This is a genomic window from Nocardia sp. NPDC055050 (assembly GCF_053608345.1).
The window spans coordinates 162,555-182,238 of record NZ_JBSGVG010000001.1 but is presented as its reverse complement, the minus strand read 5'-3'; the positions used below and the strand labels follow the sequence as shown (position 1 = coordinate 182,238).

Genomic DNA, 19,684 nt, shown 5'->3' with positions numbered 1-19,684 from the left:
GCGCTCAGTCCTTGCCGAAGGTCGCGGCGTCGACGGTGATCATCCCGTCCGCCCGCGGCTTCCAGTTCAGCGCCGGGTCCACCGCGTAGCTGGCATCGGGGGTGTAGAGGCCGAGCAGCAGCGCCTTGGAATCGTTGAGGGTGAACAGATCTTGGTAGACATCGATCCTGGCCTGTCCGGCGACGGTCCGGGTCTTGGCGACCAGGGCCTGGGTTTCCGGCAGCATCGCGTAGTCGTTCCACTGCCCGCCGAACATCGAGGCGATCGGGGCGTCGCCGTCCATGGTGGACGGTGCGTAGGTGTTGAGGTAGATGCCGGTGGCGGCCTTCTTCGTGTAGATCATCTGGGAATGGCTGCTCTGATCGGTGCCGTGCAGGGTGATGGTGATGCCGACTTCGGCAAGGTTCGCCTGGATCGACTGGGCGATCTCCGAGCTCAGCGGGATGCGTCCGTTCGTCGCGTACTGGAAGGGGATCGGCGTGCCGTTGTAGCCCGCCGCGGCCAGCAGCTGCTTGGCCCTGGACGTATCACGCACCGGCGCGGCATATTTCGGGTCGTAGCCGCCGACGTTCTTGGCGACCAGTTGGCTGTCGACCGTCGCGCGGCCCGCGAGCAGACTCTTGACGATGGCGTCCCGGTCGATCGACAGTGCGATCGCCTCGCGTACCCGCTGGTCGGCCAGCGGACCCGCCGTGGCGTTCATGCCGAGGAAGGTGACGCCGTTGGAGACCCGCGACTCGATGTGCACACTCTTCGAACCATCCACGGCGGCAACCTGATTGGGCGCGATCAAGGCCACATCGAGACCGCCGGACTGAACACCGTTGAGTCGGGCGTCGGCGTCGGCCACCGTCTTGAAGGTCACGGTCTCCAGTGCGGCCTTGTCGCCCCAGTAGTTCGGATTGCGCTTGACGACGTATTCGACGCCGCGCGTGTAGTGGTCGAACACGAACGGCCCCGAGCCGACCGGTGCGGCCGCGAATCCCGCGGAACCGAGCTTGGTGTAAACACTTTCGGGCACGATCGAGACGCCGGTGGTGATGGTCGGCCACGCGGAGAAAGGGGCGTTGAGGCTGAACACCACGGTATTGCCGGGACCGGCGGCGGCGGAGGTGAACATCTCCATATAGGTGGCCGGATCGCCGTTGGGTGTCGCCTTGATCTGGTTGTAGGTGAACGCGACATCGGAGGCTTTCACCGGTTCGCCGTTGTGGAACTTCGCGTCCTCACGAATCGTGAACGTCCACTGGGTGAAATCGGCGTTGTGCTCCCACGAGGTCGCGAGCTTCGGGCCGATCACGCCTTCCGCGTCGAATCGGGCGAGCTGGTCGAAGGTCGCGAAGTAGTAGTTGTAGCCTGCCAGCGAACCGTCGCTGATCGGGTCCGGCACGTCCGTCGGTTCGGTGACCGCGCCGACCACGAGGGTCTTCGTCGACGCGGTGTCGGTGCCCGCGGGTGCGCAGGCACTCAGGGTGACGGTGGAGAACGCGAGGATCGCGAGTCCGGTAGCCACACTGCGGGTGATCGGTCTCATGGGTTTCCTAATCTTTCGTGGAGCGGGGAAGTGGATGCAGGCACGCCGCGACATGCCCGGCGGGCCCGAGCGGCTCGAGTTCCGGTATGCGCGTGGCGCATTCGCCGGTCGCCGACGGGCAGCGGGTGCGGAAGGTGCAGCCGCTCGGTGGATTCGCGGCATCGGGGAGTTCGCCGCGGATCAGCGTCGAGGTGTCGCGGCGGCGTTGATGGGGGTCGGGAACGGGAGCCGAGGCGATCAGCGCGCGCGTGTACGGATGCCGGGGACTGGTGAACACGTCCTCGGTGGCGCCGATCTCGACGAGCTTGCCCAGATGCATCACCGCGACCCGGTCCGACAGGTGCCGCACGACCGAGAGATCGTGGGCGATGAACAGATACGACAGGCCGAGCTGTTCTTGCAGGTCTTGGAGCAGGTTGATCACCTGGGCCTGTACCGAGGCGTCGAGCGCGGACACCGGTTCGTCGAGCACCAGCACCTCCGGCCTCGGCGCGAGCGCCCTGGCGATCCCGAGCCGTTGCCGCTGTCCGCCGGAGAACTCGGCCGGGCGCCGGTCGAGCGCGTCCGGTCCGAGCCCGACCTGGTCGAGCAGTCCGAGCACGCGGGCGCGGGAGTAACCGCCCGCGATCCGGAGCGGTTCGGCGATGATGTCGTGCGCGCTCATTCGCGGGTCGAGGGAGGAGTACGGGTCCTGGAACACCAGCTGCACCCGGTTGCGCAGCGCCCTGCGCGCGGCCGGTCGCAGGGCGGCCAGGTCGTGGCCGAGGATGCGCACCGAACCCGCGGTCGGGGTGTTGATGCCGAAGATCGTGCGGACCAGCGTGGACTTCCCGCCACCGGATTCGCCGACCAAGCCGAAGGTTTCACCGCGTACGACCCCGAAGCTCACGCCGTCGAGGGCTCGCAGTCTGCGCTTGCCGGTGAGACCGCGCCTGCTGGTGAAGCTCACCTCGAGGCCGTCGACCCGGATCACTTCCTCTGCGGTATCGATCACGGTCATGCCGAAATGTCCTCTCGGAGAGGGGCGGCGAGCGCGGGCGGGCAAGCGAGCGCGCGACCGTCGCCGGTGGCGACGAGAGGTGGTGGGGCTGTGTCGCATTCGCGGCTCTTGCCCGCGAACTCGCAACGCGGGGCGAACCCGCACCCGGCCGGACGTTTCGTCGGTGACGGCGGCGAGCCGGGGATGGCGTAGGCGCGGCCCGCGCCCGCCTGCCCGAGCAGACTGCCCTGCAGGCCACGGGTGTACGGGTGGGCGGCGTCGTCGAAGATCTGCCACACCGTGCCGGTCTCGACCACCCGGCCCGCGTACATGATCGCCACCCGATCGGCGTACTGGGCGACCAACCCGAGATCATGGGTGATCAACACCATCGCCGCGCCGCTGCGGGCGCGAGCCTGTGCCAGCACCTCCATGAGCTGGGCCTGGATGGTCACGTCGAGCGCGGTGGTCGGCTCGTCGGCGATGAGCACCGCCGGATCGTTGGCCATCGCCATGGCGATCACCGCGCGCTGGCGCATACCACCCGACCACTGGTGGGGATAGGCGCGCGCCCGCTCGGCCGGTTGTGGGATACCCACGGAGGCAAGGAGTTCGACTACGCGCTGCTTGCGTTTCCTTGCGTCGAGCCGCTGATGCACCGCCAGCGCGCGACCGATCTGCGTGCCGACCCGGCGCACCGGATTGAGGGTGGTCATCGGGTCCTGGAAGACCATGCCGAGTTCGGCGCCCCGCAGGCGGCGCAGGGTTTCGTCGTCGGCGCCGACGAGTTCGTCGCCGCGGAAACGCACGCTGCCCGAGAAGATCGTCAATGCCGGGGGGAGCAGGCCGAGGGCGGCGAGCATCGTCACCGACTTGCCCGATCCGGATTCGCCGACGAGACAGAGCACCTCGCCCTCCTCCAGGCGCAGGCTCACCCCGTCGACGAGCACCACACGGTCGCCCGCGGCTGTCTCGTAGCCGACGGTGAGATCGGTGATCTCCAGCAATGGGCTCATGCCACACCCTCTTTCGCGAGAGCGCCGCGGCGAGCGCGTGGTGCCCGCCGAACTCGGCGCAACCCCTGGCCTTCATCGGTGAATCGCCGGCTGGCCAACAGGGTTCCGCCGATCACCAGCAGCAGTGCCACCGCCGGAACGATCGTCAGATAGGGCGCCTGGCGCAGGTACTTCTGTCCGTCGGTGATCATCAATCCCCAACTGGGAGTAGGTGGTTGCACGCCGAGGCCGAGATAGTCGAACGACGAGATCATGATCAGCACATTGCCGAGATCGGCGGTCGCCAGAATCAGCACAGGGACCGTGACGTGCCCGACGACGTGCTTGCGCATCACCCAGCCAGAGCGCGCGCCGAGCAGTTTCGGCGCGATCACGAAATCGCGACCGGACAGCCCGAGCGCGACCGAGCGCGCCACCCTGGCATAGCCGACCCAGAAGGTGACGCCGAGGATCGTCGCCATCAGCGCGGTACTCGGCCCGCGTATCGCCGACACCGCCATGATCACCAGCGTCATCGGGACCGCGAGCTGCACATCGGCGACACCCATCAGCACGCTGTCGGTGACACCGCGGAAGTAGCCCGACACGGTGCCGACCGTCATGCCGATCACCGCGTTGACCAGCACGATAACCAGGACCAACCCGAGTGTGATCCGTCCGGCCAGCGCCAGCCTGCTCGCCAGATCGCGACCGAGCGAATCGGTTCCGAGCGGGTAGTTCCCGGTGGTGAACGGCGCGGAGAACGCGGCCGCGAGGTCCTGCCCGTAGGGGTCGTAACCGGGGAAGAGGGGATACAGCAGGGAGAACAGCACGACTGCGAGGATCATGGCGACGCCCGCGATCGTGGCGTAGTCGCGGGGACGGATCATCGGACTCTCGCTCTCGGATCGATGACGCCGTAGAGGACGTCGATCCCGAAGTTGACGATCACGAAGATGGTCGCGATCACCACCAGCCCGGACTGGACCACCGGAAAGTCCCGGTTGAACACCGCGTCGAGCATCAACGTGCCCAAACCGGGCCAGGCGAAGACGTTTTCGACGATCACCAGCCCACCGAGCAGCGTGCCGAGCGTGATTCCGGAGATGGTGAGCACCGGCAGCAGCGCGTTCGGCAGCACATCGCGCAGGAGCACCGAGGATCTGCGCTCGCCGCGCGCGTACGCGGTGCGCACATAGTCCTGGGAGCTCTCGGCAACCAGTGAATTGTCCAGCAGCCGTGAGTAGACGACGAACTGCGCGGTGGCGATGGTGAGGGCGGGCATGATGATCGCGAGCGGGTCGGCACCGGCGAGCGAGGGCAACCAGCCCAGCGTCACCGAGAACACCAGCACCAGCAGCAGCCCGAACAGGAAGTCCGGCACCGCCAGTCGCGCCGCGCCGACACCGAGCGCTACCCCGCGTAGCGACCAGCGGCCGCTCAGGTGGATGGCGAGCACCACGGCGAAGGCGAGTGCGAGACCGATCGCGAAGCCCGCGACACCGAGTTGGAGCGAAGCGGGCAGGCGTTGCAGGACCAGTGTCATCGACGAGGTGCCGGTCTGCTGGTACGAGTCACCGAAATCGCCGGACAGTACGCCGGTCACGTAGTCGAAGTACTGGGTCAGTGGCGGTTTGTCGAAGCCGAGTTCGGCTTCCAGCGCCGCGATGTCGGCCTCGCTCGCCGTTTCCGGCAGGAGAGAGGCCACGGGACTTCCGGTCGATCTGCCGAGCAGGAACGCCAGCGAGATGACGGCGAACACGGTGATCACCGCCTGGATGAGGCGGCGGATCAGATAGACGGCCAACACTGATCCTCTCTGTGTGCCGAGAATGTCATTCGGTATACAGAATTGGATTCCCGTGTATCCCCATTGTGTTCCGAAAGTTTCGGGTCCGTGAATGATTTCGATGCTGCCAACCGGCAGGAATGCCTTCGTCAAGGGCCATACGCGACCCGCGGGGCAGGCTGGTTTGCAGGTGGTCTGAGGTGGACAAAGATATATTTGGTCTACCGGATTGAATTCGGTAGGTCCGCCGCTAGACTGCGCGATCGCCGGCCGTCACCATCGGCGCGGCTTCGTAGACTGTTCGGGTGGCCCGAAACCTACGTCCGCCGGTAGAAGTCGTCGACGACACTTCGCAGACGCGACGGATATACGACGATCTGCGCCGCGCGATCATCACGGGGGAGTACCGCGAAGGCGAGAAACTGCCGGAGGCGCGCCTGGCCGCCATGCTCGGCACCTCGCGCCTGCCGGTGCGAGAAGCCCTGGCATTACTCGAATTCGACGGCATCGTCAGCGCGCTGCCGCGTCGCAGCGCGGTCGTGCGGTCCTGGGATGCCACCGCGGTGGAAGAACTCTTCGATGTCCGCATCGGTTTGGAACCGCTGGCTGCCCGACTCGCCGCTGCCCGGATCAGGCAGGGGCACGACAGCTCGCCCCTGCGGGCCGCGCTGCGAGAAGCGCAGGAGGCCACCGATTCTGGTGATCCGCTCCGCATCGCCGAGACGAACGCGAAGCTGCACGGCGCCATCGTGGAACTGTCCGGCAACTCGCTGCTCACTCAGCTGATGCGCACCATCCTCGCCCGGATGGCCTGGCTGTTCTTCCTCACCACCGAACGCAACACCGAGGAACAGCGCGACGAACACCAGCACCTCATCGACGCGATCGCCTCGGGCGACGAACGCCTGGCCGAATACGCCATGCTCAGCCACACCGAAGCAGGTCGCACCCCCACCCTCACGATCGTCACCGCGCTACGGCATTCCGACCATGACCATGCTCCTGGCGACGACCGCTAGCCCAGCCCCCGCGATCGGGGAGCTGGGCTGAACAGACCGTTCGCTCAGACGGTGGCAGGGGCCACCGGGTCGTCGGCGAACTGGGTTCGGTAGAGCTCGGCGTACCGGCCGTCGGCGTTGAGGAGGGTGGCGTGGGTGCCACGCTCGACGACGCGGCCGTCCTCGAGGACCAGGATCTGGTCGGCGGCGCGGATGGTGGACAGGCGGTGGGCGATGACCAGTGCGGTGCGGCCGGTCAGCGCTTCGGTGAGGGCTTCCTGAACCGCGGCCTCCGAGGTGGAGTCGAGGGACGCGGTCGCCTCGTCGAGGATGACGACTCTCGGCTGCTTGAGAAGCAGGCGGGCGATGGTGAGGCGTTGGCGTTCACCGCCGGAGAGGCGGTAACCGCGTTCGCCGACCACCGTGTCCAGACCGTCGGACAGCGAATCGACCAGGTCGCCGAGCCGGGCGCGACCGAGGGCGTCCCACAGTTCGTTTTCGGTGGCTTCCGGCCGGGCCAGCAGGAGATTCGCGCGGATGGTGTCGTGGAAGAGGTGCCCGTCCTGGGTGACCAGGCCGACGGTGCGCTGGATGGATTCGGTGGTCAGGTCGCGCACGTCGGACCCGTTGAGGCGGACCGCGCCGGAGTCGACGTCGTAGAGGCGCGAAACCAGCTGGGCGATAGTGGATTTGCCCGCGCCGGAGGAGCCGACCAGCGCGATGAGCTGTCCGGGTTCGGCGCGCAGCGACACCTCGTGCAGCACCTCGATACCGCCACGGCGGTCCAGTGTCGCGACATCTTCCAGCGAAGCGAGCGAGACCTTGTCGGCCGACGGGTAACCGAAGTTCACCGCGTCCAGTTCCACCGCGACCGGGCCGTCGGGCACCGAGGTGGCGTGCGGGGCGTCCTCGATCAGCGGCTTCAGGTCGAGCACCTCGAAGACACGCTCGAAACTCACCAGCGCGGACATGATCTCCAGGCGGGCGCTGGCCAGCGCGGTGAGCGGGGTGTAGAGGCGGGTGAGCAGCAGCGAAAGCGCGACGACCGAGCCCGCGTCGAGGCTGCCCGTCAGCGCGTACCAGCCGCCGAGGCCGTAGACCAGGGCGAGCGCGAGCGCGGAGACCAGGGTGAGCGAGGTGACGAAGGTGGTCTGCAGCATCGCGGTGCGTACGCCGATGTCGCGCACGCGGGTGGCGCGCTCCGCGAACTCCGACGATTCCTGCTTCGGCCTGCCGAACAGCTTCACCAACGTGGCGCCCGGTGCGGAGAAACGCTCGGTCATCTGGGTGCTCATGGCGGCATTGAGCTGGGCCGCCTCACGCTGCATGGCGGCGAGTTTGTTGCCGGCGCGCCGGGCGGGGATCACGAAGACGGGGAGAAGGACAAGGGCGAGCAGGGTGATCTGCCAGGAGATGCTGAGCATCACGGCGAGCGTGAGCACCAGGGTGACGAGGTTGGTGATCACGCCGGACAGAGTGTCGCTGAACGCGCGCTGCGCGCCGATCACATCGCTGTTCAGCCGGCTCACCAGCGCGCCGGTGCGGGTCCGGGTGAAGAACGCGACGGGCATCTTCTGCACGTGATCGAACACGGCGGTGCGCAGATCGAGGATCAGGCCCTCGCCGATCCTTGCGGACAGCCAGCGGATGGCGATGCCGAGGGCCGCGTCGAGGACGGCCAGGGCCGCGATGGCGAGTGCGAGCAGCACCACGGTGCGCGGCGCCGCACCGTCGACGATCCCGTTGACAACCCGCCCCGCCAGCACCGGGGTGGCCACACCGAGCACCGCCGCCACCACGCTGAGCAGCAGGAACCCGCCGATCCGGCGCCGGTGATGCTCGGCGAAGCGCAGGATCCGCCGTGCTGTCACCATGCTGAACGGGCGCTGTTCCTCCGGTGCGTTCACGCGCCGGTACATCTGGCTGTAGGCCACTGATTCGATACTCACTGCCACTCTCCTCGAGGCTCCCCGCCCATTGAACTCCTGCCCACCGACACTAAAACCTCAACAAAGGTTGACTGCAAATACTTTCCGGACGCACCGGGTTCAGCGCACAGCGAAAACCAGCCTCCGATCACCACCAGGTGACCGGAATAGGCTGGTCGGGTGGACGACGACCGGAGCTCGGAAAAGCTGGCCGACGCACTGCGCACGCGGACCGGCTGCCCGGTCGACGCGTCGGTGCGCAGACGCGTCGAGTACTCCGCCGACGCCTCCAACTACCGCGTCCGGCCCGCCGTGGTCGTGTTTCCCCGTGGCGAGGACGACGTCGCCGCCACCGTGAACTTCGCCCGCGAGAACGGGCTGTCGATCACCGCTCGCGGCGCGGGCACCTCGGTCGCGGGCAACGCCATCGGACCCGGCATCGTGCTGGATTTCAGCAGGCAGATGAACGCCGTGCGCGCGGTCGACCTCGAGGCGCGAACAGCGATCGTGCAGCCGGGGCTGGTGCTGTCGGATCTGCAACGGCGGCTGCGGCCGCACGGGTTGCGGTTCGGGCCCGACCCGTCGACGCAGGACCGGTGCACCCTGGGCGGGATGATCGGCAACAACGCGTGCGGACCGCATGCGCTGGCCTGGGGTCGTACCTCCGATACGGTGCGTGAGCTGCGCGTTCTCGACGGCACGGGGGAACGGCGGACACTCGGTACCGACCTGGCCGCGGTGCCCGGCCTGGCGAAGTTCACCACCACGAACCTGGCGATATTGCGCACCGAGCTGGGACGGTTCGATCGGCAGGCATCCGGCTACGGGCTGGAACACCTGCTGCCGGAACGCGGTTCGTCGGTGGCGAAGGCGTTCGCCGGTTCCGAAGGCACCTGTGGACTACTCCTGGAAGCGGAGGTCGCGCTCACGCCGGTGCCCGCCGCGACGGTGCTCACGGTGCTCGGGTACCCCGACATCGCCTCGGCCGCGGACGATATCGCCGCGGTGACCAGCTGCGCGCCGATCGCGGTCGAAGGCATCGATGCCGGACTGGTCGATGTGGTCCGCGCGCATCGGGGGACCGTGCCGGAGTTGCCACGAGGTCGTGGCTGGCTGTTCGTCGAAACGGCGGGGGCGAGCCCGGCCGAGGCACTGGCCGCGGCCCGGCGCCTGTGCGCGGCGAGCCACGCCGATGATCACCGGATCGTCACCGATCCGGTGGCCACAGCGGCACTCTGGCGTATTCGGGCCGATGGCGCCGGTCTGGCGGGACGAACCCCCGACGGGAAGCCCGCCTGGCCCGGGTGGGAGGACGCCGCTGTCCCGCCGGAGAATCTGGGGGCGTATCTGCGCGAATTCGCGACGCTCACCGCCGAATACGATGTGGGTGGTCTGCTGTACGGACACATCGGCGACGGTTGCATCCACGTGCGCCTCGACTTCCCGATCACCGACGCGCCCCGGCGTTTTCGCACCTTCCTCTTCGACGCCGCCGAACTCGTTGTGCGCCACGGTGGATCGCTCTCGGGCGAACACGGTGACGGCCGCGCCAGATCCGAGCTGCTCGAAGTGATGTACTCACCGGCCGCTCGCGCGGCCTTCGCGGGCTTCAAGTCCCTGTTCGATCCCGGCGACCTGCTCAACCCCGGCGTCCTCGTCGCCCCGAGCCCCGTCGACGCCGACCTGCGGGTGGCCGGGCTCACGCCGGTCCCCTCGCGGGGGTTCGCCCTGTCCGCGGACTCCGGCGATTTGTCCACAGCTGTGCACAGATGTGTAGGAATCGGCAAGTGCCGCGCGGACACCGGCGGTTCCGGCGGCTTCATGTGTCCCTCGTACCTGGCCACCGCCGACGAGAAGGACACCACCAGGGCCAGGGCCAGAGTTCTCCAGGAAGTCGTTCGAGGCGAACTCGACTGGCGTGCACCGGCAGTCGAGCAATCCCTCGATCTCTGCCTCTCGTGCAAGGCCTGCGCCGCCGACTGCCCCGCGGGCGTCGACATGGCCACTTACAAATCCGAGGCGCTGTATCGGCGCTACCGCGGACGCTTACGGCCGGTGGATCACTACGTGCTCGGCCGGCTCCCGCGCTGGCTCGCCATCGCCCAGCACTTCCCACGCCTGGCCAATGCCGTCGCGGCCCGTCCGCGCCTGCGCCGGGCCGGCATGCGCCTGGCCGGAATCGACCCGAGGCGAGCAGCGCCGCGACTCGCCTCGAAGTCGTTTCGCCGATCGCTGGGCAGCGACGACCGCACAGGCCACCGCGAGACCTCGGCCACCGAGGTCATGCTGTGGATCGACACCTTCACCGACACCTTCGACCCGGAGAACGCGGCAGCCGCGACCCAACTGATCGAACAACTCGGCTATCGCGTGCGCATCCCCAGTGACCGGGTGTGCTGTGGCCTGACCTGGATCAGCACCGGCCAACTCGACGGCGCCCGCGCCCGGCTGCGCGCCACCGTGGACGCACTGGCCACCCACGTAGCCGCCGGTGGCCTGATCGTCGGTCTCGAACCGTCCTGCACCGCCACCCTGCGTGCCGACCTCCCCGAACTGCTCCCCGGCGATCCACGAGCGAAACAGGTCGCCGCCGCGGTCCGCACCCTCGCCGAGTTCCTGCTGGAGCACCCCGGCTGGCAACCACCCCGTCGACCGCACGACATCGTGATCGTCCAGCCGCACTGCCACCAGCACGCGGTAGGCGGCTTCGACGCCGAACGCCGAATCCTCGCCGCGATGGGCGTCACCGTCGGGGAACTGGCGGGCTGCTGCGGTCTGGCCGGCAACTTCGGCATGCAACGCGGCCACTACGACATCTCGGTCGCGGTCGCCGAGAACGCCCTGCTCCCGGCGCTGAGGAACGCCCCGCCGCATGCCGTCTTCCTGGCCGACGGCTTCTCCTGCCGCACCCAGGCCGACCAACTCGCCCATACCCCCGGCGTGCATCTGGCCAGGTACCTGCTCGATTGTTCGAGCGCACCGGCTGCCGGTTGACGCCGATCACAGGCGCACAATGGTCGAATGCGTGACCAGACCCTGGACCCGGACCTGGCCTCGGCCTGCCTGTCCAGGACCGTCCGGTCGAGCAGGCCCTTCGACGTCGGCATCACCGTCTCGCCCCTGCGCCGCGGCGGCGGCGATCCCTGCCACCACATCGGCCCGGACGGCAGCCACTGGCACGCTTCGCGAATGCCGACCGGCGTGGTCACCTACCGGCTGACCCAGGACGGCCGTGACGGCGTCGCCGCCCGCGCCTGGGGGCCGGGAGCCGAGGAATTCCTGGCCGGTCTCGACCGCATGCTCTGTCTCGAGGAAGACCTCGACGACTTCGCCCCCGCACACCCAAAGCTGGTCGAAGCCCACCGCACGGTGCCCGGTCTGCGCATGCTGAAGACCGGCCTGGTGATGGAGTCGCTCATCCCGGCCATCCTCGAACAGAAGGTGCACACGAAGTCGTCGTTCGCCGCCTGGCGCACCTTGGTCCGCGAGTTCGGGACCAAGGCCCCCGGCCCGGCGCCGACCGGCCTGATGGTGGCGCCGGACGCCGAGACCTGGCGATTGATCCCGTCGTGGAAGTACCACCGGGCCAATGTCGGGCCGCAGCGCGCACAGACCATCGTGCGCGCTGCCAGAGTCGCCGACTCGATCGAACGCACCGCCACGCTCGACCCGGCCGAGGCCGCGCGACGTCTGCGCAGCCTGCCCGGTATCGGGGTGTGGACGGTGGCCGAGACCGCGCAACGCGCGTTCGGCGACGCTGATGCCCTCTCGGTCGGCGACTACCACCTCGCCGCCGTCGTCGGCTGGAGTCTGCTCGGCCACCCGATCGACGACGACGCGATGATCGAATACCTGCGACCGCTACAACCCCACCGCTACCGCGCGGTGCGACTGCTGGGGCTCAGCGGGCAGGCGCGCAAACCGAAGTTCGGCCCGCGCGACCCGATCACCGACCATCGTCATCACTAGCGTGTCGCGCGTGCGTCCAGCACGCAGCGGCCCGCTTCGACGAGGGTGTTGCGCGCCCGTCGGCGCACCCGGCACTCTTCGACTGTGCAGTCGAGGTGTAGTTGCATTGCGGCGTGGGCTTGTTCGGGCTCCATCGGGCCCGGATCGATGGAGCAACTCAGCAGTGCTGTGGCGACGCGCATGTTCACTTCGCTCAATTGCATGAAAACAGCACAGCACGCAAACGCCCGGCTAACGGTGAGTACACGCGCGAAAGATGGGATTTACCGCGAATTCCCAGCACGACATCCAACGGGGAGTGCAGGATTCCCCAGACTGGACGAATCCACCGCCGCAGCGGGGCATGGCGGGGATGACGGGTATGCGACACAGAAGGAGTGGGGCTGTGGCAGCGAACGCATCGAACGGAACAGCGGGGCAGGCGGGCGTCTCCTCGACTCTGCCGCGCCGCCAACTCGGTCGCTACCTGCGTGATTGGCGCACCCAGGCCGGGCTCACCATCGCCGAGGCGGCACGGCTGATGGAGTGGGGAGCCAGCACCCTCCAGCGACTGGAAAAGGGTCAGGCCGATCGCATTCGCACCATCGACATCCACGAGCTGTGCCGGATCTACGGCATTCCCGACGATCTCGCCGAAGGCTTCGCCGGTCTGGCGCAGCAGGCCGCCGTCAAGAGCTGGTGGCACGCCTACGGCGACTTGATTCCCGAAAACTTCGATATCTATGTGGGTTTGGAGGCATCGGCGCAACGGTTACGCGCCTACCAGTCCGAGCTGGTTCCCGGTCTGCTGCAGACCGCGGAATACGCTCGCGCGCTGAATCATCTGGGCTTCCCCCAGGATTCGGTCGACGAGCTCGATCGGCGGGTCGCACTGCGGCTGCAACGGCAGGTGTTGATCACCCGCAAGCATTCGCCCGCCGAGATCGACGTGGTTCTGCACGAATCGGTATTGCGTAGCATCGTCGGTGATGCAAAGGTGATGGCTGCGCAGTTGCGACACCTCGCCGACGCGAGTACCCGAAGTAATGTGGCATTGCGCATCCTGCCGTTTGCCGCCGGTGTTCCACTCGGAGTCTCTACCGGACCTTTCACGGTTCTCGAGTTCGGTACCGACAGCAAAGGGCAACCGGTCGAACCACCAGTGGTGTACGCCGAAGGCTTTACCGGTGACCTCTACCTGGAACGACGCGCGGATGTTCGAAGGTACGACCGGGCTCACGAATGCCTCCAGCGTCATGCGCTGGATATCCAACCGAGTAGACACCTGCTGCGGCAGGTCGCGAAGGAGTATGTGGCATGAGTTTCGATCTCGTCGACGCACACTGGTTCAAGAGCACCCGCAGTGGTGCGGGCAAGGATTGCGTCGAAGTTGCTTTCCTGTTCGGCGGGCACGTCGGGGTGCGCGACAGCAAGAATCCCGCCGGTCCCGCCCTGGTCTTCGACGGCGCGAGCTGGGACGCCTTCACCCGCGGCATCGACACCGGCGCGTTCGCGTGAACACCAAGCGCGACATCGACACCTCCGGTGCCACCTGGCTGCGCGCGGGCACCGACGACGGCAGCGTGGAGGTCGCCATGCTGGCAGACGGGTACGTCGCGCTACGCGACAGCAAGAATCCCGGCGGCCCCGTGCTGATCTTCACCCCGAGTGAATGGACCGCCTTCACCGCGGGCGTACACGACGGCGAGTTCGATCGTCCTTGATCACGGTAGATCACGGAACGATAGATTTTCGGCATAGGTCGAGGTTTGGTGCGGCGTCGGGTCGGGTAACCCAGGTATATGGACCGAGGGTTGAAGAAAATGCCACCCCGGTACCGGAGGCTAGCGCCTGAGGACGGTGTGGAACGCCTGATCGTGGTACTGCTGTTCGCGGTATCCGCGATCGGAATCTACGTACTCACCGCCTCTTTGCTGTCGGCGCTGTTCATCGGATTACTGGTCGGATTAGTCGCTGTAGGGACTGTCGCTGTCTTGTAGGCAGCCGTCGCTGCGGGGTTTCGCACCCCGCAGCGACAACAGTTTCCTACCGGCGGAACAATTTATTGCCGAGCCAGACAATCGGGTCATATCGCCTGTCCACGACCCGTTCTTTCAAGGGAATCAACGCGTTGTCGGTGATCTTGATGTGCTCGGGGCACACATCGGTGCAGCACTTGGTGATATTGCAATAGCCCAAACCTGCTTCCTCCTGGGCCATTTCGCGTCGGTCACGGGTGTCGAGGGGGTGCATCTCCAACTCCGTGATACGCATCAGATAACGCGGACCCGCGAAGGAGGTCTTGTTCTCCTCGTGATCACGCACCACATGGCAGGTGTCCTGACACAGGAAGCACTCGATGCACTTGCGGAACTCCTGTGAGCGCTCGACGTCGACCTGCTTCATTCGGTACTCGCCCGGAGCGAGACCGGCCGGTGGCGCGAACGACGGTATCTCCCTTGCCTTCTCGTAGTTGAACGAGACGTCGGTGACCAGATCCTTGATGATCGGGAACGTTCGCATCGGGGTGACGGTGATGACCTCGTCCGGGGTGAACGTCGACATCCGCGTCATGCACAGCAGGCGCGGGCGCCCGTTCACCTCCGCCGAACACGAACCACACTTGCCCGCTTTGCAATTCCAGCGCACAGCGAGGTCGGGGGTCTGGGTGGCCTGGAGCCGGTGGATGATGTCGAGCACCACTTCGCCCTCGTTCACCGCCACCGTGTAGTCCTCGAGGCTCCCGCCGTCGATGTCGCCGCGCCAGACCCGGAACCGGGCGTCGTATCCCATGGTTACGCCTTTCCCTCGGCTGCCGGGTGCGCAGCCAATTCTTGCTCGGTGTAGTACTTTTCGAGCTCGCTCAGTTCGAACAGGGCGAGTAGGTCGTCGCGCATCGGCGTCTGATCGGCCGGGGTGACGGTGACGTCGGGGATCTGCGCGTCCGACGCCGGATCGACGGCGCAGACCAGCAGTGTGTTGCGCCAGTCCGGGTTCATGCCGGGATGATCGTCGCGGGTGTGGCCACCGCGACTCTCGGTGCGCAACAGCGCTGCCTGCGCGACACATTCGCTCACGATCAGCATGTTGGCCAGGTCCAGCGCCAGGTGCCAACCGGGGTTGAACGGTCGCTTGCCCTCCACCGCCACATCGGCGTAGCGGACACGCAGCTCGCCGAGTTTGTCGATCGCCGCGCGCACCTCGTGTTCCTTGCGGATGATGCCGACCAGGTCGTTCATCGTCTGCTGGAGTTCGGAGTGCAGGGTGTACGGGTTCTCGCCGGAGCCCTCCGCACGCGAATCGAACGGCGCCAGCGCGGTTTTCACAGCCGCCTCGATATCGGTTTCGGCGGGTGTCGGCTTGTCGGTGAGTTGCTGCACGTAGGCCGACGCGCCGAGCCCCGCCCGGCGGCCGAACACCAACAGGTCCGACAGCGAGTTGCCGCCGAGCCGGTTCGAGCCGTGCATGCCGCCGGAACACTCACCGGCAGCGAACAATCCGGGCACGACCGCCGCCCCGGAATCGGGGTTCACCTCGATCCCACCCATCACGTAGTGGCAGGTGGGGCCGACTTCCATCGGCTCGGCCGTGATGTCGACATCGGCCAGTTCCTTGAACTGATGGTGCATCGACGGCAGCCTGCGCACGATCTCGTCGGCGGGCATGCGGGAGGCGATGTCGAGATAGACGCCGCCGTGCTCGGTGCCGCGGCCCGCCTTCACCTCCTCGTTGATCGCCCGCGCGACCTCGTCGCGGGGGAGGAGATCAGGAGTGCGGCGCGCGGAATCGTTGTCGCGCAACCACTGATCGGCTTCCTCCTCGGTTTCGGCATACTGGCCCTTGAAGACCGGCGGGATGTAGTCGAACATGAACCGCTTGCCGTCGGAGTTCTTCAGCACGCCGCCGTCGCCGCGCACGCCCTCGGTGACGAGGATGCCCTTCACGCTCGGTGGCCAGACCATGCCGGTGGGGTGGAACTGCAGGAACTCCATATTGATCAGCGTCGCGCCGGAGCGCAGCGCCAGCGCGTGGCCGTCGCCGGTGTACTCCCAGGAGTTCGATGTCACCTTGTACGACTTGCCGATTCCACCGGTGGCCAACACGATGGCCGGCGCCTTGAACAGCACGAAGCCGCCGGATTCGCGCCAGTAGCCGAACGCACCCGCGACAGCGCCCGCGTCGGTGAGCAATTCGGTGATCGTGCACTCGGCGAAGACCTTGATCCTGGCCTCGTAGTCGCCCGTGGCCGCGTAGTCCTCCTGCTGCAACGAGACGATCTTCTGCTGCATCGTGCGGATCAGTTCGAGGCCGGTCCGGTCGCCGACATGGGCCAGGCGCGGATAGGTGTGGCCGCCGAAGTTGCGCTGGCTGATCCGGCCGTCGGGCGTCCGATCGAACAGCGCGCCATAGGTTTCCAGCTCCCACACCCGGTCGGCGGCCTCCTGGGCATGTAGTTCGGCCATGCGCCAGTTGTTGAGGAACTTACCGCCGCGCATGGTGTCCTTGAAGTGCGTCTGCCAGTTGTCCTTCTCGTTGGCATTGCCCATCGAGGCCGCGCAGCCGCCCTCGGCCATCACGGTATGTGCCTTGCCGAACAACGACTTACACACCACCGCCACCGAAAGCCCTTGTTCGCGTGCCTCGATCACGGCTCGCAGACCCGCGCCGCCCGCCCCGATCACCACGACGTCGTAGTCGTGCCGTTCCACGTCTGGCATTGAAATACAAGCTCCTCGCGTTGTCGCAGCTCAGTTGACGAACCGCAGGTCCGAAATGGTGTGGCTCGCAACCAACATCACGTAGAAGTCGGTGAGCACGAGGGTGCCGAGGGTGGTCCAGGCCAGCGCCATGTGGCGGGTGTTGAGCTTGGAGATCTGGGTCCAGTACCAGTACCGCACCGGGTGGGCGGAGAAGTTCTTGAGCCGCCCGCCCGCGATGTGCCTGCACGAATGACACGACAGGGTGTAGGCCCACAGCAGGATCACGTTCACCAGCAGCACGATGTTGCCGAGGCCGAAACCGAAACCGCCACTGCTGCCGTGGAACGCGGTGATCGCGTCGTAGGTGTTGACCAGCGAGACCACCAGCGCCACGTAGAAGAAGTAGCGGTGCGCGTTCTGGATGATCAACGGCAGCCGCGACTCTCCGGTGTAGCGCGCGTGCGGCTCGGCCACCGCGCAGGCCGGCGGCGAGAACCACACCGAGCGGTAGTAGGCCTTGCGGTAGTAGTAGCAGGTGAGCCGGAAGCCGAGCAGGAACGGCAGCACCACGAAACCGAGCGGAATCCACATCGGCAGCTCGGGGAACGGGGTGCCGAAGTGCGCCGATCCCGGTGCGCACGAGTCGCTCAGACACGGCGAGTAGAACGGCGTCAGATAGTGGAACTCGGGGACCCAGTAGGCCGTCCGCACAAAGGATCTGATCGTCGCGTAGATGACGAACGCGGCGAGCCCGAGCGCGGTGAACAGCGGTGGTAGCCACCAGCGGTCGGTGCGGAGGGTGCGCGCGGAGATGCGGGCACGCGTTCTGCTGAAGACGCCGGTGCCCGCGGAGTGTGACGCGGGGGAGGCGGTCGGTGCGGCACTCACGGTGGATGCCTCGCTGATCCTCGGGTCTGCGGCAGTGATCATTACCCACCGCGATGGATTGTGATGTGGAGCACCATACGCCTGTGTTCGCGCCGCTCGCGGTGGGTCTCACCCACTCGGTTGTCACACATGCCGGTGATCTCGATCACAGCCGTGACGTCCGTGACGACCCGTCATGCCCGTGCAACAAACCTGTGGTGCCCTGTGACAGGTATTCCCCGCACCGGGGAGAGGAGCGTGACGCGCAATGAGAAGAGCCGCGATCGTGGCACCCGTCCGCACGCCCAGTGGCGTCGAGGGTGGCGCGCTGTCGGGTATGCCCGCCGAGTGGCTGGCGACCACGGTGTTGTCCGCCGTGATCGAACGCTCGGGCATCGACCCGCTACGCATCGACGATGTGGCCATGGCCTGTATCGACGGCGGCCTCTCCGACAAACCCGCGGTGGGCTCGCTCGCCGCTCGCGGTGCCGGATTACCTTTCGCAGTACCCGGTTTCGTGACCGACAAACACGGCGGCAGCGGCCTGCAGGCGGTGATCACCGCGGCGATGATGGTGCAGACCGGCGCCGCCGACGTGGTGGTCGCGGGTGGGGTGGAGTGCGCGGCGACACCGGCCGGGCTGCCCGGCGGGACCGCGGGATTGCACAATGCCGAGCGGTTGGCGCACTACTACGGGATCGACCGCAGTGCCGCCGACGAGTTCGCGGTGGCCAGTCATCGCAAGGCGGCCCGCGCCTGGCGCCAGGGTGCGTTCGCGGCCGAGGTCGTCGGGGTGGCCGCCGGTTACGGCGATCACCAGATCACCCGGGACGAGGGGGTGCGCGACGACCTGTCGACCCACACGCTGGCCGGTTTGCGCCCGCTGCTGCGCGAGGGCGTGGTGACGGTGGGGAACATGAGTTCGCATCGGCTCGGGGCGTCGGCGTGCCTGGTCGTGGCCGAGGATCGGCTCGGCGAGCTCGGGCTGACGCCGATGGCGTTTCTCGCGGGCTGGGCCGCGGCCGGTTGTGACAACGCGGGGCCGGGACTCGGGGCGGCACCGGCGGTGTCGAAGCTGCTCGGGCGGACCGGATGCTCGCTGGACGAGATCGATCTGCTCGAAATCAACGAGGGCTACGCGGTGGAGGTGCTCGCGTTGGCCACCGAGTGGGAACTCGACCCACTCGACCGGCTCAACGTGAACGGCTCCGATATCGCACTCGGGCACCCGGTTGGCGCCACCGGCCTGCGAATCATGACCACGATGCTGCACGAACTGGGCCGCACCGGCGGCCGCTACGGCCTGGAGGCCATCGCCCTCGGCCACGACCACGGCATCGCCGCCCTGTTCGAATCCGCCGAAATCGACGAACCGACCGAAGTCCCCCGAGGCGCCCGCTTCCACGGCTCCCGAACCCGCAAACTGGGCCGACACCGAGCCGGGTAATCCTGAGACACCCGGGCCGGGGCCGACAGAAAGAGGTCGGCGCGACGACCCTGTCAGCAGGGCCGTCGCGCCGGTGATCAGGTCTTACTTTGTTCTAGGGCGCGAATGAAACCCGAGCCCTTCGTCCTGAGCGCCCATCCATGCCGCTTCGTCGGACTTGCTGTCGGGCACGTAGATCGGCTCCGACCTGCGGGGGACGGCGAGTTCCGGCGGTGGTGCCTGCTCGAAGTCCTCGGCGTCGATGACGAGCCGCTCGAGGTCGTTCTCCAGACGACGGATGGTGGCCGCGTCGCCGTAGTTGGAGCGCAGTGCGCCTATCGATTGCCGGAGTTGGCCGACCGCGTAGCGCAGTTCCGCGATATCGCTGCGTGTCATCGTTACCTCCTGTGTATATGGCGGGCATACCGACTCGCCGGATCACGGGCACGCCCGAAAAGCCTCGGGCCGCACTGCACCGAGCTGTGTGACTCACCACACAACGTGATCTCCACCACAATAA

18 protein-coding genes are annotated in these 19,684 nt (G+C 67.1%); 7 read left to right on the top strand and 11 right to left on the bottom strand.

From position 1 onward, the window contains the following. Positions 1-4 precede the first annotated feature (4 nt). The 5 genes from ACWGCN_RS00825 to ACWGCN_RS00805 are packed head-to-tail and all read right to left on the bottom strand — an operon-like array spanning position 5 to position 5,315. Positions 5-1,534, bottom strand: coding sequence for an ABC transporter substrate-binding protein (locus ACWGCN_RS00825; protein WP_452459673.1), 1,530 nt, complete (start codon positions 1,532-1,534; stop codon positions 5-7). A gap of 7 nt (positions 1,535-1,541) precedes the next feature. Then, positions 1,542-2,534, bottom strand: a complete 993-nt coding sequence (locus ACWGCN_RS00820; RefSeq protein WP_452459674.1) for an ABC transporter ATP-binding protein — start codon at positions 2,532-2,534, stop codon at positions 1,542-1,544. Next, on the bottom strand, positions 2,531-3,529 hold the full coding sequence (locus tag ACWGCN_RS00815; RefSeq protein WP_379314663.1) for an ABC transporter ATP-binding protein: 999 nt from the start codon (positions 3,527-3,529) through the stop codon (positions 2,531-2,533). The genes ACWGCN_RS00820 and ACWGCN_RS00815 overlap by 4 nt, the downstream gene beginning before the upstream one ends. After that, entirely contained in the window at positions 3,526-4,398 is an 873-nt protein-coding gene (locus ACWGCN_RS00810; protein WP_452459675.1) for an ABC transporter permease, read from the bottom strand. Before ACWGCN_RS00810 ends, ACWGCN_RS00815 begins: the two co-directional genes overlap by 4 nt. Then, a complete protein-coding gene (locus tag ACWGCN_RS00805; RefSeq protein ID WP_378989299.1) occupies positions 4,395-5,315 on the bottom strand; it encodes an ABC transporter permease in 921 nt (306 codons plus the stop codon). Before ACWGCN_RS00805 ends, ACWGCN_RS00810 begins: the two co-directional genes overlap by 4 nt. A gap of 287 nt (positions 5,316-5,602) precedes the next feature. On the opposite strand from ACWGCN_RS00805, the gene ACWGCN_RS00800 reads away from it, so the two are divergent. Then, on the top strand, positions 5,603-6,316 hold the full coding sequence (locus ACWGCN_RS00800) for a GntR family transcriptional regulator (RefSeq protein ID WP_452459676.1): 714 nt from the start codon (positions 5,603-5,605) through the stop codon (positions 6,314-6,316). A 44-nt stretch (positions 6,317-6,360) separates the two neighbouring features. Here ACWGCN_RS00800 and ACWGCN_RS00795 read toward each other — a convergent pair whose 3' ends face one another. Then, positions 6,361-8,244: an ABC transporter ATP-binding protein gene (locus ACWGCN_RS00795; RefSeq protein WP_452459677.1), complete on the bottom strand. Its 1,884-nt coding sequence runs from the start codon at positions 8,242-8,244 to the stop codon at positions 6,361-6,363. Positions 8,245-8,403: 159 nt separating this feature from the next. On the opposite strand from ACWGCN_RS00795, the gene ACWGCN_RS00790 reads away from it, so the two are divergent. Together ACWGCN_RS00790 and ACWGCN_RS00785 are read left to right on the top strand one after the other, a co-directional pair. Next, complete coding sequence (locus ACWGCN_RS00790; RefSeq protein ID WP_452459678.1) at positions 8,404-11,217, top strand: FAD-binding and (Fe-S)-binding domain-containing protein; 2,814 nt, start codon at positions 8,404-8,406, stop codon at positions 11,215-11,217. A gap of 27 nt (positions 11,218-11,244) precedes the next feature. Next, on the top strand, positions 11,245-12,192 hold the full coding sequence (locus tag ACWGCN_RS00785; RefSeq protein ID WP_452459679.1) for a DNA-3-methyladenine glycosylase family protein: 948 nt from the start codon (positions 11,245-11,247) through the stop codon (positions 12,190-12,192). Here the strand turns inward: ACWGCN_RS00785 and ACWGCN_RS00780 are convergent. Continuing rightward, the gene (locus ACWGCN_RS00780; protein ID WP_101465132.1) at positions 12,189-12,395 is read right to left on the bottom strand and encodes a hypothetical protein; all 207 of its coding nucleotides are present in this window, start codon (positions 12,393-12,395) and stop codon (positions 12,189-12,191) included. The two genes, ACWGCN_RS00785 and ACWGCN_RS00780, sit on opposite strands and share 4 nt — an antisense overlap. Positions 12,396-12,577: 182 nt before the next feature. Between ACWGCN_RS00780 and ACWGCN_RS00775 the strand changes: the two genes are divergently transcribed. From ACWGCN_RS00775 to ACWGCN_RS00765, 3 genes are read left to right on the top strand one after another with little or no spacing between them, the layout of a single operon-like run. Continuing rightward, positions 12,578-13,492: a helix-turn-helix domain-containing protein gene (locus tag ACWGCN_RS00775; protein ID WP_378989294.1), complete on the top strand. Its 915-nt coding sequence runs from the start codon at positions 12,578-12,580 to the stop codon at positions 13,490-13,492. Continuing rightward, on the top strand, positions 13,489-13,689 hold the full coding sequence (locus ACWGCN_RS00770) for a DUF397 domain-containing protein (protein ID WP_378634799.1): 201 nt from the start codon (positions 13,489-13,491) through the stop codon (positions 13,687-13,689). Before ACWGCN_RS00775 ends, ACWGCN_RS00770 begins: the two co-directional genes overlap by 4 nt. Continuing rightward, positions 13,686-13,895, top strand: coding sequence for a DUF397 domain-containing protein (locus ACWGCN_RS00765; RefSeq protein ID WP_378634801.1), 210 nt, complete (start codon positions 13,686-13,688; stop codon positions 13,893-13,895). Before ACWGCN_RS00770 ends, ACWGCN_RS00765 begins: the two co-directional genes overlap by 4 nt. A 322-nt stretch (positions 13,896-14,217) precedes the next feature. On the opposite strand, the gene ACWGCN_RS00760 is transcribed toward ACWGCN_RS00765, so the two are convergent. The 3 genes from ACWGCN_RS00760 to ACWGCN_RS00750 are packed head-to-tail and all read right to left on the bottom strand — an operon-like array spanning position 14,218 to position 17,759. Beyond that, on the bottom strand, positions 14,218-14,964 hold the full coding sequence (locus tag ACWGCN_RS00760; protein ID WP_378989293.1) for a succinate dehydrogenase/fumarate reductase iron-sulfur subunit: 747 nt from the start codon (positions 14,962-14,964) through the stop codon (positions 14,218-14,220). Between the two features lie 2 nt (positions 14,965-14,966). Beyond that, complete coding sequence (locus ACWGCN_RS00755; RefSeq protein WP_378989292.1) at positions 14,967-16,889, bottom strand: fumarate reductase/succinate dehydrogenase flavoprotein subunit; 1,923 nt, start codon at positions 16,887-16,889, stop codon at positions 14,967-14,969. A 30-nt stretch (positions 16,890-16,919) separates the two neighbouring features. Continuing rightward, positions 16,920-17,759 carry a hypothetical protein gene (locus ACWGCN_RS00750; protein WP_378634809.1) on the bottom strand — a complete coding sequence of 280 codons (840 nt, stop codon included), beginning with the start codon at positions 17,757-17,759 and terminating at the stop codon, positions 16,920-16,922. Positions 17,760-18,006: 247 nt separating this feature from the next. On the opposite strand from ACWGCN_RS00750, the gene ACWGCN_RS00745 reads away from it, so the two are divergent. Further along, positions 18,007-19,185: a thiolase family protein gene (locus tag ACWGCN_RS00745; protein ID WP_378989291.1), complete on the top strand. Its 1,179-nt coding sequence runs from the start codon at positions 18,007-18,009 to the stop codon at positions 19,183-19,185. A gap of 84 nt (positions 19,186-19,269) precedes the next feature. On the opposite strand, the gene ACWGCN_RS00740 is transcribed toward ACWGCN_RS00745, so the two are convergent. Beyond that, positions 19,270-19,560 carry a hypothetical protein gene (locus ACWGCN_RS00740; RefSeq protein WP_056824003.1) on the bottom strand — a complete coding sequence of 97 codons (291 nt, stop codon included), beginning with the start codon at positions 19,558-19,560 and terminating at the stop codon, positions 19,270-19,272. Between the last annotated feature and the right edge of the window lie 124 nt (positions 19,561-19,684).